The organism is Spirosoma areae (genome assembly GCF_054781775.1).
The window spans coordinates 24961-40869 of the sequence record NZ_BAAGTT010000040.1 but is presented as its reverse complement, the minus strand read 5'-3'; the positions used below and the strand labels follow the sequence as shown (position 1 = coordinate 40869).

General features: G+C 51.1%; 19 protein-coding genes. 7 read left to right on the top strand and 12 right to left on the bottom strand.

From position 1 onward, the window contains the following. Window positions 1–53: 53 nt before the first annotated feature. The 8 genes from ACYVI1_RS23625 to ACYVI1_RS23590 form a co-directional block, all read right to left on the bottom strand. Window positions 54–281 (bottom strand): hypothetical protein, encoded by a 228-nt coding sequence (locus tag ACYVI1_RS23625; protein WP_460913315.1) that lies wholly within the window; start codon window positions 279–281, stop codon window positions 54–56. Window positions 282–376: 95 nt separating this feature from the next. Next, window positions 377–3079, bottom strand: coding sequence for a cytochrome c biogenesis protein CcsA (gene ccsA, locus ACYVI1_RS23620; RefSeq protein WP_460913314.1), 2703 nt, complete (start codon window positions 3077–3079; stop codon window positions 377–379). Continuing rightward, window positions 3076–3336, bottom strand: a complete 261-nt coding sequence (locus tag ACYVI1_RS23615; RefSeq protein ID WP_460913313.1) for a ParE family toxin-like protein — start codon at window positions 3334–3336, stop codon at window positions 3076–3078. Before ACYVI1_RS23615 ends, ccsA (ACYVI1_RS23620) begins: the two co-directional genes overlap by 4 nt. After that, the gene (locus tag ACYVI1_RS23610) at window positions 3333–3530 is read right to left on the bottom strand and encodes a hypothetical protein (protein ID WP_460913312.1); all 198 of its coding nucleotides are present in this window, start codon (window positions 3528–3530) and stop codon (window positions 3333–3335) included. Before ACYVI1_RS23610 ends, ACYVI1_RS23615 begins: the two co-directional genes overlap by 4 nt. Continuing rightward, window positions 3527–3976 carry a cytochrome c maturation protein CcmE domain-containing protein gene (locus ACYVI1_RS23605; protein ID WP_460913311.1) on the bottom strand — a complete coding sequence of 150 codons (450 nt, stop codon included), beginning with the start codon at window positions 3974–3976 and terminating at the stop codon, window positions 3527–3529. Before ACYVI1_RS23605 ends, ACYVI1_RS23610 begins: the two co-directional genes overlap by 4 nt. Window positions 3977–4015: 39 nt before the next feature. Continuing rightward, window positions 4016–4282 carry a CcmD family protein gene (locus ACYVI1_RS23600; protein WP_460913310.1) on the bottom strand — a complete coding sequence of 89 codons (267 nt, stop codon included), beginning with the start codon at window positions 4280–4282 and terminating at the stop codon, window positions 4016–4018. Between the two features lie 70 nt (window positions 4283–4352). Further along, window positions 4353–5015, bottom strand: a complete 663-nt coding sequence (gene ccsA, locus ACYVI1_RS23595; RefSeq protein WP_460913309.1) for a cytochrome c biogenesis protein CcsA — start codon at window positions 5013–5015, stop codon at window positions 4353–4355. 78 nt (window positions 5016–5093) lie between these two features. Next, window positions 5094–5768 carry a heme exporter protein CcmB gene (locus ACYVI1_RS23590; RefSeq protein WP_460913308.1) on the bottom strand — a complete coding sequence of 225 codons (675 nt, stop codon included), beginning with the start codon at window positions 5766–5768 and terminating at the stop codon, window positions 5094–5096. Window positions 5769–5883: 115 nt separating this feature from the next. On the opposite strand from ACYVI1_RS23590, the gene ACYVI1_RS23585 reads away from it, so the two are divergent. The 4 genes from ACYVI1_RS23585 to feoB all read left to right on the top strand — a co-directional run bounded on the left by ACYVI1_RS23585 (window position 5884) and on the right by feoB (window position 10184). Next, on the top strand, window positions 5884–6900 hold the full coding sequence (locus tag ACYVI1_RS23585; RefSeq protein ID WP_460913307.1) for a bestrophin family protein: 1017 nt from the start codon (window positions 5884–5886) through the stop codon (window positions 6898–6900). A gap of 14 nt (window positions 6901–6914) precedes the next feature. After that, window positions 6915–7676: a sulfite exporter TauE/SafE family protein gene (locus ACYVI1_RS23580; protein WP_460913306.1), complete on the top strand. Its 762-nt coding sequence runs from the start codon at window positions 6915–6917 to the stop codon at window positions 7674–7676. A 94-nt stretch (window positions 7677–7770) separates the two neighbouring features. Then, window positions 7771–8004: a FeoA family protein gene (locus ACYVI1_RS23575; protein WP_460913792.1), complete on the top strand. Its 234-nt coding sequence runs from the start codon at window positions 7771–7773 to the stop codon at window positions 8002–8004. Between the two features lie 26 nt (window positions 8005–8030). Continuing rightward, window positions 8031–10184 carry a ferrous iron transport protein B gene (gene feoB, locus ACYVI1_RS23570; RefSeq protein WP_460913305.1) on the top strand — a complete coding sequence of 718 codons (2154 nt, stop codon included), beginning with the start codon at window positions 8031–8033 and terminating at the stop codon, window positions 10182–10184. A 12-nt stretch (window positions 10185–10196) separates the two neighbouring features. On the opposite strand, the gene ACYVI1_RS23565 is transcribed toward feoB, so the two are convergent. Together ACYVI1_RS23565 and ACYVI1_RS23560 are read right to left on the bottom strand one after the other, a co-directional pair. Then, complete coding sequence (locus tag ACYVI1_RS23565; RefSeq protein WP_460913304.1) at window positions 10197–10361, bottom strand: hypothetical protein; 165 nt, start codon at window positions 10359–10361, stop codon at window positions 10197–10199. Window positions 10362–10580: 219 nt separating this feature from the next. Beyond that, the gene (locus tag ACYVI1_RS23560; RefSeq protein ID WP_460913303.1) at window positions 10581–12113 is read right to left on the bottom strand and encodes an NAD(P)H-hydrate dehydratase; all 1533 of its coding nucleotides are present in this window, start codon (window positions 12111–12113) and stop codon (window positions 10581–10583) included. Window positions 12114–12227: 114 nt separating this feature from the next. Here ACYVI1_RS23560 and rplS point away from each other — a divergent pair, with 114 nt between their 5' ends. The 3 genes from rplS to ACYVI1_RS23545 all read left to right on the top strand — a co-directional run bounded on the left by rplS (window position 12228) and on the right by ACYVI1_RS23545 (window position 14515). Next, entirely contained in the window at window positions 12228–12602 is a 375-nt protein-coding gene (rplS, locus tag ACYVI1_RS23555) for a 50S ribosomal protein L19 (protein ID WP_460913302.1), read from the top strand. 148 nt (window positions 12603–12750) lie between these two features. Continuing rightward, window positions 12751–13524: a diaminopimelate epimerase gene (dapF, locus tag ACYVI1_RS23550; protein WP_460913791.1), complete on the top strand. Its 774-nt coding sequence runs from the start codon at window positions 12751–12753 to the stop codon at window positions 13522–13524. A gap of 61 nt (window positions 13525–13585) precedes the next feature. Further along, entirely contained in the window at window positions 13586–14515 is a 930-nt protein-coding gene (locus ACYVI1_RS23545; protein WP_460913301.1) for a bestrophin family protein, read from the top strand. Between the two features lie 6 nt (window positions 14516–14521). On the opposite strand, the gene ACYVI1_RS23540 is transcribed toward ACYVI1_RS23545, so the two are convergent. Further along, complete coding sequence (locus tag ACYVI1_RS23540) at window positions 14522–14830, bottom strand: rhodanese-like domain-containing protein (protein ID WP_460913300.1); 309 nt, start codon at window positions 14828–14830, stop codon at window positions 14522–14524. Window positions 14831–14838: 8 nt separating this feature from the next. Then, a complete protein-coding gene (locus ACYVI1_RS23535; RefSeq protein WP_460913299.1) occupies window positions 14839–15783 on the bottom strand; it encodes an RpnC/YadD family protein in 945 nt (314 codons plus the stop codon). Between the last annotated feature and the right edge of the window lie 126 nt (window positions 15784–15909).

Genomic DNA, 15909 nt, shown 5'->3' with positions numbered 1-15909 from the left:
GTTCAGCAACAAGGAACTGCACCGGCGGCCCGGCTTGAACCCGAACCTGGGAACTATTTTTTATTTTTCTTCCGATCTTCCACCATTTGCTTAATGGTGGGCGAAACGATTTTGCTGCGGTCGAGTCGTTTGGTACGAACATACTGAAATGCCAGCAGAAACGCTAAACACAGCATTAGCAGCCAGTAACTATTGGCAAAATCAGTGCGTTGATATTCGGCAATCCAGATGACCAGAAAACCGGCCGCTGCCGCTAAAAGAAGTATTTCAGGAAGTTTCATAGGGAATTTAGTCGGTAGTTTTCTTGAGGAACATCAGCTTGACTTTGACAAAGTTTGGAACTTTGTCAAAGTCAAGCTGATGTTCCTCAAGAAAACTATACTCCTCTGTCTCTCATCTTGCTAAACTCCCGATACCGCCGAACGGTGGCAATCAGGAAGCCGAGCACAATCACTAAGGTGCCAATCCAGAGTAGGTTAATGAGTGGCTTTTCAAAGGCCTTCATCACAATGTAATCACGCTGGGTGCGGTTGACGGCAAAGGTGAATTTGCCGGTGCGCGGGTCAATTTCGTTCAATTGAATACGAACGCCAAGCTCATCGCTTACCTCCGCCGGATGCGCCACCAGGCGGTTTTTGATGATGAACGCTGGGCTTAGTATTTGCTCGCCGGTTTTGCTCATCACCCGCACCCGCGCCCGAACGGCGGCATCGGTGGGGCCAATCTCCATGCCTTCGACCTCGCTCGCCCGCACCACGTCGTCCAGAACAGCGACGTAATCATTCAGGAAAAACGTGTCTTTGATGGCTACGCTATAGGTTTCGGTTTTCTCCCACTTGTCTTCCGCAGTAGGGTCCGGCACCGACGACACGAAGGTGTACATGTCGCGGTCAGCTTTGTGCCGAATATCGGGCGAGGCCAGCAACCCCATGCGTTCGTTTACCTGAGCGCGGGGATAGAGACTGAAAATTTTACCGTTCGGCTCGCGGTACTCCACTTCGTAATACGTGTTTTCGGGATAGAGGGCCAGCGTATCGCCTTTTTTATGATATACCTTGCCCTTCTGTACAATATCGCGCTGGGCAATTCCGTGAAACGATAGTTTCTCGCCAGCCCCCTCGATAAGCAGCACATCTTTCCGCGGAATGTAGCCCGGCACGTCGCGGGCTTCAATGCGTTGCCCACGATAGGTTAGCTGGTAGGGACCCATGCGCTCCGGTTGGTTGAGCCACAGCAGCGTGTTTTCTTTGTTTTCTTTGTTGTCGTTCTTGGTAAACTCGTCCTGCTTTGAGATGAGCAAGCCACTGTTATTGAGCGAAATAACTTTCGAGAACCCCGCCGAATACAGGATGCCCAGCAGCATCAGCGCCAGACCGATATGGGCAATAGCCCCGCCCGATAGCCGGTAATTACCCCGGATGATACCCAGCAGGATGGTTCCATTCGTTGCCAGTGCAAAAACCGACGCAACCAGCAACACCATGTAAATAGGATTTGTGATGGAACTGAAGGCAATGATACCCGCGCTGACCAGGAGCGTCAGAATGCCCGGCGTAATGAGGGCATCCCATTTTTTATGCTCCACTTTTCGCCACCACATAAATTGACCAACGCCTGTCAGCAACGCAATCGCGACGAAAAACCAGACCTGAAACTTGTTGTAATGGGCAATCTGGTCGGCGGGCAGGGCGAGGTTGGATACCTTGCCGAAGATTTCCAGAATCTTGTTATAGACCGGAATCGACGTGGTCGCAATCACCTGGAAAGCTGCCAGACAGATGACCGTAGCCCCAATAAACACCCAGAATTCTTTGGTATAAACTGACGCTTCCTGCTCATCGCTCGGAATATGCTTCCATTTACGGGCCGCCAGCCATACCGCCAGCACCACGAACGCCAGCAGATACACCAGCAACTGCCCCGACAGCCCTAAATCCGTGAAAGAGTGAACGGAGGCATTGCCCAGAATGCCGGAGCGGGTCAGGAATGTTGAGTAAAGAATCAGCAGGAATGTACTGATGGTCAGAATAATAGCGGTTTTCAGGCCCGTTGAGGATTTTTTGGCAATGAGCATCGTGTGCAGTGCAGCCACCAGCACCAGCCAGGGCACATAAACCGCGTTTTCGACCGGGTCCCAGTTCCAGTAGCCGCCGAAGTTAAGGGTTTCATAGGCCCAGTAGCCGCCCATCACGATGCCAACGCCGAGAACCATGCCGCCGAATAGTGTCCAGGGCAGTGCGGGCCGAATCCATTCGAGGGGCTGATTGCGCCACAGGCCGGCAATGCAGTAGGCAAACGGCACTAATGTGAGCGCGAAGCCCAGGAACAGCGTGGGCGGGTGAATAACCATCCAGTAGTTCTGAAGCAGGGGATTCAGGCCGTTACCGTCTTTCGGGATAAAATTGGGGTCGGCGGCAAAGATGGGCGTGTCGGGCATGGCTTCCCGAAGCAGCAGAAAGGGCGAGGAACCAATCTTGAACGAATCACCGAAAACAACGCCCAGAATCATCGACGCCAGAAACGCCTGCACCAGCGCAAAAACCGTCATCATGGGCGCTTCCCACCGGCTCCCACTGCTCCGAATCAGAATGGCGCCCAGCAGTGCATTCCAGAAGAGCCAGAGCAGAAACGACCCCTCCTGACCTTCCCAGAAACATGAAATCATGTACTGCACCGGCAGCGCCAGCGACGAGTGGCTCCAGGCGTAGTGATACTCGAAATAATGATTGTAGATGATGTAGTACAGACTCACGGCTATACCCACCACAGCCGCGCCGTGCATATAGAACGCCCACCGCGCCAGTGTCCGCCAGTCGTCTTTTTCATCCAGGGGCATAGGGGCGGGGACTATAGGTGCTTTCCGACGGGCAGTTTTGCCACCGAAGGAAGCCCGGTTTGGATTCGCTTGTCTTGATTCTCCTGCATAGGCTAATTGCGGTTCTTCAACCGACTTGACTTGCACAGCAGCACCTGCCCGACCGAGTGCCGACAGAAAATAAGCGACGGTTGCCACGAGTGCCGTAACGAACGACAGAATAACGAAAAAGTGGCCGAGTTGCCCGATGGTAGTGTGTATCATTGATTAATAAGTCTATCGTATTCTGCATGTGGCCCTATCCAGAACCAAAGCATATCTTCCCCATCTTCAGTAGCTAAAGCACGATACTTTTTGCCAACTCGAACAGACCACAAACCTTTCTGAACCTTCTTAAAATGTAGAGATGGGTGGAACAGATCGGCTTTAAGCAATGTGTAATTCTTATTAGCCAGTTTCTGAATATCTTCAGGCAAAGTGTGATAACAATCCCAATAGTCCGGAGTTGTTTTATGTATCACAATGGTCGCGTCAAGCCCTGACGATTTTGTTCTTTCGCTTTGTTAATAAGGGCATCCAACCTCCCAGCTTTAGCGTCTTCTTCAATCTGTTTATCCCAAAGTTGGTTACGAAGTTCTGCTAACCAATCTGCTAACTCGTATATCTCCTTAGTCGGTAGATTTTCGATAGCCGCTTCGATTTCCTGTACGCTCATATCTTTGCTGGCTTAGTCCCGGACGACTCGTGTTCGGTCGTTTCAATCTTGCCTTCCTGGTATTTAGACGGGCATTTCAGTAGAATTTTATTGCACTGAAAATGGTCGCCCTGCATGGCGCCAATCACCACAATCTGCTCAGCGCTGCCGAAGTCCTGCGGTTTGGGGCTGTTAAACACGACTTTCTGCGCCCGGTTATCGTTGTCCACAAGTGTAAATTCAAAGTGGTTGGGGTCGATGGCCGGGTTATAGAGCATGTCGGTAATGTTGCCCTGAGCATCTTTCTGCACTTTGCCCACAACGTGAATCATCTTATCGTCGCCATCCTGCGCGAGTTCAGACGCTTGTTTGAAGGTAACATAGGAACTGGCATCGCCCGCCGTTGACACGATGATGCCAATGGCTACGGCAATAACGATGATACCGAGAATATGAGAGAGTTTCATTTTACACTGAGCGAATGAGTGAATAACTGAATAAGCGAATTAAGATAATCGCGCATCCTGCTTCTTACGAATTGTTTCACTGACTTCCTTTTCTAATTTCCCAATCTGCCGGTCGAGCCGAACGAGATAACTAATAATACCGGCAAATACGGCGGCAATAACGGCCACCACAACCCAGATTTTGCCATCGGCCCGGAGCCGGTCGGCCATTTCGACACCGGTAGCAACGGGTTGTTGAGCCATGAGGTTCTGGCTCAGCAAAAGAAGAGCCACTAACGGGTATTTCAGTAGAAACGGTAGTCGCATTTGAATGGGTAACTAAGTCTAAGAGTTAACGAAAAAAACAGGTGAATCATTCCGGTATATTACCATAAAGTCAATCGTCTAAAGCTACTTTCAGCCGGCGTAACCGAACGCGGAGTTCCGTAATCCAGACGCCCAGCAGGGTAAAACCGATAATGGCCGGGTAAAAGACCGTTCGCATCTTATTGTCCATGTCGTCGTATTGGCCAAAGGCGGGGTTGCCTCCATTGCCCGGATGCAGCGAATCCGTTAAACGAGGAACGACGAAAATCAGCGGAATAAACACCGCAAAGGCAAAGATGTTGTAGACCGCCGAAATCCGGGCACGTCGCTGTTCGTCGTCGAAAGAGCCACGCAAAATCAAATAAGCGAAGTACATTAGCATTCCTACAGCAGCGCTGTTGAGTTTCGGATCGTTGGGCCACGGTTCACCCCACGTAAAATTACCCCAGATCGACCCAGTCACACAACCTAATAATCCAAACAGAATAGCCGTATTGGCAAATTCCACCGCAATCAAATCATCATCGAACCGGCCTCTGCGTAGATACCGAACCGAGTAAATGCACGATGTCAGCAACAGCGTACTCATGCCGAACCAAAGTGGTACGTGAAAATACACATTCCGAATACTCTCATTCAAAATCCGCATACGCGGCACCACGCCCAGCAATCCCTGAAAGATTACATAAGTTAAAATCAGGACCGCGAGGGCTTTCCACCAGGTAGTTTTCATTGTTTATCGTTTCAGGTTCAATGTTCCAGGTTCAATGTTTCATGCAGCAAACATTGAACCTGGAACGTTGAACAGTTTTCAACTCCGCCACAAAAACGGAAACAGCAGCCACGACAGCGTCAGCACGATAGCATCGATGGCCAGCACCGTCCCGATTTCGTTCCAGCTAACACTGCGGTCGAGACCGTCGAGTGCATTTTTCGATATTTTCAGCAACAGCAGCAACAGCGGCAAAATAATCGGGAAACTCAGCACCGCCATCAGCGTGGCCGGATTCTCAGCTTTGCTGGCAATGCCCGATACAAGTGTCAGCGAAGCCGCAAAGCCTACCGCTCCCAATATTAATGTCAACAGATACAAAGGCACATCGTTAACTGGATTACCCAGCACGAACGCATAGACACTAAACCCTAAAAGAGCCAGCACCAGCATTAATACCGTGTTGTACAGGATTTTTGCGAGGATAATTTGTTCAGGACTGGCCAGTGTGTAGTAGTACAACTGCCGCCCGGCCCGCTCCTGCACAAAACTTTTGGCAATGGCGTTGATAGCCGTAAACAGCAGAATAATCCAGAACAGCGTGTTCCAGACAATGGGTGTCAGTTGGCCGCGCCGGGCGTTGAAACTCAGGTAACACACAAACACCGCCCCCACAATGTACAGCAGCATTCCGTTGAGGGCGTAGCGTTGCCGCCACTCCAGCAGAAACTCTTTCTGCATCAACGCCTTCATCTGCCGTACTGATTCTGCCATACCGGTTTAGTTACTTCTGCAAATTTACAGTGCAATGGGCACGCAGAAAAGAAATAGTTTTGCGTTTCAACCGGCTCGCCAGGTTGTCTTCTATCAATCGTAACTCCATCATCCTGTGTACATCAAACGTTCGTTCAGCTTGCCCCTGATTTACTTTTTCACCTGGCGTATTCTGCTCTATTCACTTGTCGTGAGCCTTATTGCGTTGCTTATGTATGACGTGCTCGACTGGAAATGGGTAGCCATTCCCTGGCTACCGGTGTCGCTGATCGGCACGGCGGTTTCGTTCTATGTCGGCTTTAAAAATAGCCAGTCGTATGACCGGCTCTGGGAAGCCCGAAAAATATGGGGCGGCATTACCAACACAAGCCGGGCCTTTGCAACCGCCGTTAGAGCATTTGTAACCGACGAGTTTGCCCCTGAACCCGTTTCGGAAGAGCGGATAAAGCAGGAAAAGAAAACCCTGATCTATCGCCATATTGCCTGGCTCTACGCGCTGAAACACCTCATGGGGCAGCGCACCGCCTGGGAACACCAGCGAAGCACAAATGCCTGGTATCGGAATTATTTTGAAAAAGAATTCGCGTTTGGCTCCTGGGAGGATGAGTTAAGCCCCTATCTGAGTGCCGATGAGTTGCACTGGCTGAAAGGCAGGAAGAATGCCGCGGTTCAGTTGATGGACTGTCAGAGCCAGCACCTCGCTCAACTCCGAAAAGAAGGACTGCTCGAAGACTTTCGGCAGATGGAACTACAGAAATTTATCACCGATCTACTGGCCGAACAGGGTCGGTCGGAGCGCATTAAAAACTTCCCATTTCCGCGCCACTTTGCGACTACCAGCCTGATTTTCATTGGAATTTTTACCTTCCTGCTGCCCTTTGGTTTAGTGAGCGAGTTTGCCAAAATGGGCGATAATTTCATATGGCTGCTCATTCCGAGCAGCATGATTGTGAGCTGGGTATTTGGCACGATGGAGCTTAACGGCGACTACAGCGAGAACCCGTTTGAAGGCTTAGTCAACGACGTGCCCCTGTTCACCATCGTTCGAAATATTGAAATTGACCTGAAAGACATGCTCGGTGAGAGCGACTTACCCGAAAAAGTGCAGCCTGTGCATGATGTGTTGCTTTGAGGTAGCCGGTATCAATGACGTATTCAATTCTGGTCCTGTGTGGTTTTTCATTTCTGGCGGGTTTTGTGGATGCTATTATTGGCGGGGGTGGGTTGATTCAAACGCCCGCTCTGCTGTTCACGCTGCCGCAATACCCCGTCCCGACGCTGATTGGCACCACTAAAATCCCGTCCTTAGCCGGGAGTCTGATGGGGGCGGTTCAATATGGCCGACGGGTAGCGGTGGCTGGGCGGTTCATTGGCCCGATGATGGCGATTGCCTTTGGAGCTTCCTGGGTAGGGTCATGGACACTCGCCCGCGTGCCCAATAGTTTTATGAAGCCGTTAATCCTGGTGATTCTGGTTGCGGTGTTCAGCTACACACTCACCCAAAAACAGTTCGGACAAGTGGCTCAGCAAGTTGTTCCTGAACAACAGCAACGACTGCGAATGTGGCTCATGGGCGTGGTGATTGGCTTCTACGATGGCTTTTTCGGGCCGGGAACGGGCAGTTTTCTGGTGCTGGGCTTTATCGCCCTCATTGGCTTCGACTTTCTGAAGGCCAGCGCCCACGCCAAGTTAGTTAACGCATCGACTAATTTGGCCAGCCTGTTATTTTTTGCCATGAAAGGAAGTGTACTTTATCCGGTTGCCCTCCCAATGGCAGCGGCTAACCTTACGGGGGCATTCCTGGGGGCCAGACTGGCAATTCTGAAAGGGAACAGTTTCATTCGGGCGTTGTTCCTGCTGGTCACTGCCGCAACAATTCTGCGATTTGCCTGGGATTTAGTCCGGTAGATTTGCTTACGCGAACTTTCTGCTGTAATCTTGTGGTTAATTAAACTGAATCTAAATAAGTGCAGGCACTAACCTGACTGTGCTTACCACCATGATGAGCAATCGAAGTGCCGCCGACCTGAAAGTTGGTGAACAGGCCATAATTCGGTCGTTCAGCGATCAACTGATGTCGCTGAAATTGCTTGAAATGGGTTGTTTGCCAGGTTCGCCGATCCAATTAACGGCGAAAGCTCCGCTGGGTGATCCAATTTGTCTTATGGTGTCTGGGTACTCGTTAGCTATGCGGAAGTCGGAAGCCGCCACGATCCTTATTAGAAGTGAAGAATAAATACGTTTCATTCTTCACCGTTTGTTTTGAAAACATCTCCTAAAATCGCCCTTATTGGCAACCCGAATGCCGGTAAATCGTCGCTGTTTAATCAGCTAACCGGATTACGGCAGAAAACGGGCAACTTTCCGGGTGTTACGGTCGATAAAAAATCGGGGACCTGGTCAATTGACCCACAAACCACGGCCATAATTGTCGATTTGCCCGGTGTTTACTCAATTTATCCCAAATCGTTAGACGAACAGATCGTTACCGATATTCTGGCCAATCCGGCTCACCCTGACTATCCCGAGGTGGCTATCGTTGTGGTCGATGCGGCCAATCTGCACCGAAATCTGCTGCTCTTTACCCAGGTCGCCGACCTCGGTGTGCCGGTTGTGCTGGCCCTGAATATGCTCGATGTCGCCCGCCAACAGGCAAAAGAAGTCAACGCGGTGCGCCTGGCTATGCGGCTGGGTGTGCCGGTTGTGCGGATCAACGCCCGCACCGGCGAAGGACTTGACCAACTCAAAAAGGCTGTTGTGGCTCAACTTCACACCCCAACGCTAACGGGCGCCTTATTCTTCGATCCGGCAGAGGGAGCTGCAGAGCTAATAACCGATACGAAACAGCAATACCAACTCAGCAATAACTACCTCGCCCTCCAGTACATCATTCAGCACGACGGGTTCACATTCCTCAATCGCCAGCAACAGATTGGTCTGGATGCCATTATTACCCAGCATCGGTTTAACGAACGAACGTTTCAGGCGGGCGAAACCATTACCCGTTATAAACGTATAGCGCCCATAGTGGCTGATGCCGTCTCGAACAGGCACCCGGCGAATCGACCAACCTGGAGCCAGAAACTCGACCGCGTGCTGCTGCATCCAGTCTGGGGTTATGCCATTTTTGGCTTCATCCTCCTTCTGATTTTTCAGGCCATTTTTGCCTGGGCACAGCCGTTCATGGATGGCATCGACGCGGGCATGGCCTGGCTCAACGGCCAACTCAAAGAAAACCTGCCTGCCGGGCCGCTCACCGATCTACTCACGGATGGCATTCTGGCGGGCATTGGTGGTATCCTGGTATTCATCCCGCAGATTGCGTTTTTGTTCCTGCTGGTGGCCCTGCTCGAAGAATCGGGCTATATGTCGCGGGTGATGGTCATCATGGACCGCATTATGCGAAAATTCGGGCTGAATGGGCGCAGCGTAGTGCCCCTGATTTCGGGCGTAGCCTGTGCTGTACCGGCCATCATGGCCACCCGCAGCATTGGCTCCCGGCGCGACCGGCTCATCACGATTTTGGTGACACCCCTGATGAGTTGCTCGGCCCGGTTGCCTATTTACACCATTCTGATTGCCTTAGTAGTGCCAGACCAGCGCGTTTTGGGCCTGTTTAACCTGCAGGGACTGGCGCTAATGGGGTTGTATCTGTTGGGTTTGCTTAGTGCATTGCTGGCGGCCTGGGTGCTGAAAGTAGTGCTTCGCTCCAAAGAGCGCGGGTACTTCATTATGGAACTACCGACCTTCAAAATTCCCCGCTGGAATCACGTTGGCCTAACAGTTTGGGAAAGTGTCCGGGCGTTTGTGTGGGAGGCCGGGCGAGTCATTCTGGCCATTTCGATTGTGTTGTGGGTGCTGGCCAGCTACGGCCCCGGCGATGCCATGAAGCAGGCCGAAACCCGCGTTCGGCAACAAAATCTGGCTGTTGCCACCGGAATGCCGGACCACGGAATGCCGGACCACGACCACCTGCAAAATCGAATTGCCTCCGAGCGGCTCGAAGCGTCCTATGCCGGTCACTTCGGTCATTTTATTGAACCCGTTATTGAGCCACTGGGCTACGACTGGAAAATTGGCATCGCCCTGCTGAGTTCCTTTGCCGCCCGCGAAGTGTTTGTGGGCACGATGTCGACCATTTACAGCATTGGCCAGTCTGCCAATGCAGATAATGCCGGTGTGACCATTCGGGAGCGGCTTCGGCAGGAGCGTAACCCTAAAACGGGTGGACCCATGTATACCCCGGCCCTGGCCTGGTCGCTGCTGATTTTTTATGTATTTGCCATGATGTGCATGAGCACCCTGGCGGCCACCCAGCGCGAAACCAAAAGCTGGAAATGGCCAACTGTGCAGTTAGTGTACATGATGGCCCTGGCCTATGGCGCAGCCTTCGTGACCTATCAGCTTCTGCGGTAATCGTGGGGCAGATTACCAGAGTAATCCCTGGGCCATCAGCGGGTGAACAATGTGGTAAACAATGTAGGCCAGTAGAGCCACCGTCAGGCTGCCCAATGCTGTTGTTTGATCGAAGGGTAATCGCGCCTTGCGGGCAGGTCGGTTAACCTGCCAGTGGCGCTGTGCTGTATGCTTCATGGTTTATATCTGTTGTCAACTGTTCCAATGTGGGTGCAAATTTGGGCTTATGGGCGTTGCCAGAACAGCGCAGAAACCCGGAATTTGCTCCCTACGTATATCTACCTGTTGGTCTAAACCACCAGAACGTGTTGGGTTACTAACGAGAAAAAGGCACGGATGGATTCTTCGGCAGACCCACCCGGCAATTGTAGACAAGAGTTTTCCTTTTCTGATAAATCAGTCCCAGCGCAACGCGTCGATCACGTCGGAAGCAACCATACCGATAGGCCCTCGCTGTTCAGCCACCCTGTCGCCGGCCAGTCCATGAGCGAAAACTCCCAGAACGGCGGCTTCGATGGGGTCATAACTCTGAGCCAGCAGGGCCGTCAGTACGCCTGTCAGCACATCGCCCGTGCCGCCCGTGCTCAGGCCAGGATTGCCCGTTGAGTTAAAATGCACATCGCCCGTGGGCGTTGCAATGGCTGAGTAGGCTCCTTTCAGAACGACGACGACCTGGTATTTTTGGGCAAATTCGCGCAGGATATCTAATTTCTGATAATCGTTATCCCACTTCTTCGTCAGTCGCTCAAACTCTTTAGGGTGGGGCGTCAGGATGCTTTGTGGCGGAAGTTGAGTCAGTAAGTCGCGATTTTCGGCGAGCAAATTCAGCGCATCAGCATCCACAACCATCGGGTTTTTGAGGGTAGGCAGCAGTGCTTTCACCATCGCCAGCGTTTCGGGTGCTTTGCCAATGCCGGGGCCAAGACCAACGGCTGCGTAATCGGCAGGCACCGGACTTTCAACCTCACTGAAGCCACGGTCCGGCCGGTCCGCCGGTGCGGTTCCGGTGAGTACATGCTGATGGGCATCGGGTCGACACATGGCTTCGGGAACCGCCGTTTGCAGAATGCTATAGCCACAGCGCGGCACCTGAACGGTCAGTAAGCCCACACCCGACCGCAGGCAGGCTTTTGTGGCCAGCACAGCCGCCCCAATTTTACCGTAGCTGCCTGCCAGCAACAGCGCATGGCCAAATGAACCTTTATGGGCATACCGATCCCGTTTGTGCAACAACAAACGAGCCTCGGCGGGCTGCGTGAAATAATAAGGCGTGGGTGTAAGATCGATATACCGTTTGTGCAGCCGAATGTCCAAAATGTGCCATTCGCCAACATAACGGCCATTTCTGGGGAGCACAAAGGCCAGTTTGGGCAACTGAAACGTAACCGTATAATCGGGTTCGATGATGACATCGGCAGGCGCGTTCGGCTGATCGGCATAAAGACCACTGGCAATATCGACCGACACAACGTTCGCAGGAGCGCGGTTAATGGCTTCAATCGTGTCTTTAACGATGCCTTCAGCCGGACGTGATAGCCCTGACCCCAATATGGCATCGATAACCACTTCATTATGGCGCAGGGCCGGAATATCCTGCGGAGATTCAATGTATCGAATGGTGTCCATAACGAGTTTAAGCCGACGGTGGTTGTGCATAAAATCGTCGGACTCGCGCGGAGCATAGCGCACCACAAACACCTCAATCGGATAGTTGCGTTCAAGCAGCAACCGGGCAATGGCCAGCCCGTCGCCCCCGTTGTTACCCAGGCCGCAGAAAAGTTTAATTGGGGTTGTGTCAGCGAACCGGTCCACAAACCAATCGACAAAAGCGAGCGCGGCCCGCTCCATCAGATTGAGTGGTGCAATCGGCTCGTGTTGAATAGTCGATTGATCGAGCGCCCGAATTTGGTCAACATTGAGTATTTTCATGAATATGGAATTGGTGCCAGGGTGTAATTTTACAAAAGTATTTTCGGCTACCAAGAATAAATGCTATCTTTGCGGCTCATTTGGGAAATACTTATCTGGCGATTATATACGGTCATGAGCGAGTTAATTAAATTAGTGGAGGCAGACAACGCGCAGCGTCGCACCGAGTTGCCCACATTTCGGGCGGGCGATACGGTAAACGTACACGTTAAAATCCGCGAAGGAAATAAGGAACGTATTCAGGTATTTACGGGCACCGTCATTCAACGCCGGAATCCAAGCAGTGGTGGCGAAACGTTCACCGTCCGCAAAATATCGAACGGTATTGGGGTCGAGCGGATTTTTCCGGTTCTATCGCCAAACATCGACAAGATTGATGTCGTTCGTCTGGGCAAAGTTCGCCGGGCGCGGTTATTCTACCTGCGTGGCCGTCAGGGCAAAGCGGCTCGTGTGAAAGAGCGTAAGCCAAAGGCAGCCGTAGTCGCTTAATTGCTTCTTCAATCAGAAAAAATAAAAAAGCTGCCTGAGAAGGTGGCTTTTTGTTTTTAAGTCGGTAGTCAGGAGTCGGCAGTCAATAGGAATTAACGACTTTACTGATTACTACTTATTACCTGTTATCGACTCTTGCCTAATGACTATCGACTTCCATAAATACCAGGGTACCGGTAACGATTTTGTGCTGATCGACGATAGAGCCGGGACCTTCCCGGCCACCAGTCAGGCGTTCATCGAACGCTTGTGCCACCGCCGGTTTGGGATTGGCGCCGATGGCCTGATTCTGCTTCAGAATGATGCCGAGTCCGATTTTCGGATGGTGTATTTCAATGCCGACGGCGCCGAGGGCAGCATGTGCGGCAACGGGGGCCGATGTATTGTTCGGTTCGCCCACGACCTGGGGCTGTTCGAGAGCGAAACCCGATTTCAGGCGGTCGATGGTGAACACGTCGCCGTTGTCTGCGAAGAGGATATCTTTTTAAAAATGAGCAATGTTGCTGGTATCGAAGACCGCGCTGGACTAACATTTCTGACTACCGGATCACCCCATGTCGTTCAGTTTACCGACGATTTAGAATCGCTTGAGGTCGTCAGGGCGGGCCGCGCCATTCGGTATAGTGAGCCATTTCAGCCCAGCGGCACAAACGTTAATTTTGCTCAGGTCATCGACGACAATACGGTGTTCGTCAGAACCTATGAGCGTGGCGTTGAAGATGAAACCTATTCCTGCGGCACGGGCGTAACGGCGGTAGCCTTAGTCGCACACCAGCAGTTAGGGATGCTCGATCCGGTGTTTATTCAAACCATCGGCGGCAATCTGCGCGTATCTTTCAACGCCTTACCCACCGCAGGTTTTGATAACATTTACCTGATCGGTCCTGCCAAACGCGTTTTCGCCGGAACAATTACGGTTTGAGTCGTATTTAGATACTATGGATTCAATGCATCAATTGAATCTAATACGTCCTGACTACAACATGATTGTTTATAAAGAAAAAGACTGGTTGCCTGCCATCTGGCATTTTCATACGGGACCTACGGCTAAATCGTTGCTTAAACGCTTAGTGACGGTCGGCGTTTATGTAACCATCATTACGGTGTGTGAACTGAATTATATGGATCTGCGCCTGAAAGATACGCCCGGTTCTTTTTTGGGCGCGATGGGTATTCTGCTCAGTCTGCTGCTGATTTTCAGGACCAATACCGCCTATGACCGCTTTTATGAAGGGCGGCAGGCCTGGGGAATGTTAGTGAACAATTGTCGTAATCTGGCCATTTTTTTTAACGCCGTTTTGCCCGAAGGTGACAGTGCCAGTCGGGCTTTTTTTGCCAAATCTATTTCCAATTTTCCGTTTGCTCTCAAGAACCACCTGCGCGATTTATCGGGTCAGGCTGAGTTGGATATAGTTGAAGAAGGTGAACGGCGCGATCTGAGCAACTTCGACCATAAACCGGCTGGGGTAGCCAACCAGCTTTGGGTACGCACCGAAATCCTATACCGGGAGGGCAATATTTCGGAGTCTCAGCACATCAACCTAAACCAGCATTTAACGACGCTGATGGACGTTTGCGGCATTTGCGAACGGATAAAAAGCACACCGATTCCGTTTTCCTATTCGCTCTTCATCCGGTTGTTCATTATGATTTATGTCGCCCTGTTGCCTTTTACGGTCGTCGATGTGTTTGGCTACCTGACCATTCCTGCCGTGTTGCTGACGTCCTACATTCTGGTTGGCCTGGAGATGATTGGCGAGGAAATTGAAGAACCGTTTGGGCTTGAACGGAATGATTTGCCACTGAATCAATTAAGTCAGTTGATTCGCGTGAATGTTCACGACATTTTGCAGATCTATTTGCCGCATGTGGAGAAGCAGGCGGCCAAACCGGGCTTCACCATCGTAACCTGAATCAACTCAATCGACGGCCTCAATAATACCGCCGTGCAAATGGTAGATTGTCTTGTGCTGAAACTCTGGCTGGCGCAGGAAATCTTTGGCGGCCACCCGGCTCCGAGCGCCGTTCGTGCAGATAATAATCAGCGAGCCGTAGGGGAGAAGTTCGGTTTTGCGGGCACGAATGTCGGGTAGGGGAATATTCAGCCCGCCGATGTTGAATTCCTCAAACTCCCACTCATCGCGTACATCAACAAGGGCTATATCGGGTTGTTGCCGGAGCGCGTCGAACTGGGCGAGGGTGATGTCAGTGTAGGTTAAGCCAGGCACAAAACACGCTAATTAGAGGCTGAAACGCGCCGAACGTCTTGCACAAACGTCAGCGTAACGCCAACTAAGTGAGCAATCTTGTCATCAGAAAAATCTGTTTCAGCCAGCAGGTTTTTTATCAATTGGAATTGCGCTTTGCTTTCTCCCTTTTCTTCTCCTGCCCGAATCCCCTTTTGCAATCCCTCCTGAATCCCCTTTTGCAATCCCTCCTGAATGCCCTTTTGGAGTCCTTCCTGAATGCCTTTCTCTGTACCTAATAAGAATCCCAAATTACGACCTTTCACGTAGAAAGGGTCGTTTTGCTCGTTTACGTATTTGGTTAGGTTATCCATTGCAGCGTCTAAAAGTGGTTGTAAATTACGCAATTGAACCAGAACCCGCAATTGCGCGATGTATTTCTGAAACACCAACGGGCCATCGGCAGTTTCATCAAGTTTAGTCAGCAATTGTTTCATAACCATTGGTGATTCTTGCGGTTGGTAATTAGCTAATATGGTCAGCAGAATTACTTCCGGCGTTTCGGAGGTGAGAAAAAGTCGATAATCAAGCTCCTGAAAGCTAATGAGATTGTAGCGAAACGACAGGTCGTTGGTTGTCAGGCTGGTTGGCATACGCGCCGGGGTTGGTCCGAGATAGAAAACATACTGCCGAACCGGAATCTCATACTGTTCCAGTAACATCGCACAGTACGTATGCATTCGATGAATCATCTTTGGCTCATTGGCTAACTGGAACTCAAGGTGCAGAACAAATAGCTGACCCGACTGGTCTGTAATGCGCTTCAGAGCATCTGGCTTCCGTTCTTTTGTATGTTGCAGATCATCAGGGAGTTCTTCCGATAGAACCGGGTGAATGTTAAGTACTTTTTCAATTAGAGCGGGAATAGTGGCTTCCAGGTTTTCTTTTAAAATCTTGTCATACTGGCTGGCTTGTCTCGTGTGTTGACGCTTCATGGTTATAAATATATTATTTTCTGTATTTGTTTACAAATCATTGATGTCTGTCAATCTGTCAGACTGGCCCGCTCTGGAACAGGATTTGATGAACATCCGACAGACATTAACCATACTTGACAAAAC

Bases quoted from the DNA above. Each gene is read 5' to 3' on its own strand.
- ACYVI1_RS23625 (WP_460913315.1), bottom strand. From the start codon at position 281: ATGAAACTTCCTGAAATACTTCTTTTAGCGGCAGCGGCCGGTTTTCTG.
- ccsA (WP_460913314.1), bottom strand. From the start codon at position 3,079: ATGATACACACTACCATCGGGCAACTCGGCCACTTTTTCGTTATTCTG.
- ACYVI1_RS23610 (WP_460913312.1), bottom strand. From the start codon at position 3,530: ATGAGCGTACAGGAAATCGAAGCGGCTATCGAAAATCTACCGACTAAG.
- ACYVI1_RS23605 (WP_460913311.1), bottom strand. From the start codon at position 3,976: ATGAAACTCTCTCATATTCTCGGTATCATCGTTATTGCCGTAGCCATT.
- ACYVI1_RS23600 (WP_460913310.1), bottom strand. From the start codon at position 4,282: ATGCGACTACCGTTTCTACTGAAATACCCGTTAGTGGCTCTTCTTTTG.
- ccsA (WP_460913309.1), bottom strand. From the start codon at position 5,015: ATGAAAACTACCTGGTGGAAAGCCCTCGCGGTCCTGATTTTAACTTAT.
- ACYVI1_RS23590 (WP_460913308.1), bottom strand. From the start codon at position 5,768: ATGGCAGAATCAGTACGGCAGATGAAGGCGTTGATGCAGAAAGAGTTT.
- ACYVI1_RS23580 (WP_460913306.1), top strand. From the start codon at position 6,915: ATGACGTATTCAATTCTGGTCCTGTGTGGTTTTTCATTTCTGGCGGGT.
- ACYVI1_RS23575 (WP_460913792.1), top strand. From the start codon at position 7,771: ATGAGCAATCGAAGTGCCGCCGACCTGAAAGTTGGTGAACAGGCCATA.
- ACYVI1_RS23565 (WP_460913304.1), bottom strand. From the start codon at position 10,361: ATGAAGCATACAGCACAGCGCCACTGGCAGGTTAACCGACCTGCCCGC.
- ACYVI1_RS23560 (WP_460913303.1), bottom strand. From the start codon at position 12,113: ATGAAAATACTCAATGTTGACCAAATTCGGGCGCTCGATCAATCGACT.
- rplS (WP_460913302.1), top strand. From the start codon at position 12,228: ATGAGCGAGTTAATTAAATTAGTGGAGGCAGACAACGCGCAGCGTCGC.
- ACYVI1_RS23545 (WP_460913301.1), top strand. From the start codon at position 13,586: ATGATTGTTTATAAAGAAAAAGACTGGTTGCCTGCCATCTGGCATTTT.
- ACYVI1_RS23535 (WP_460913299.1), bottom strand. From the start codon at position 15,783: ATGAAGCGTCAACACACGAGACAAGCCAGCCAGTATGACAAGATTTTA.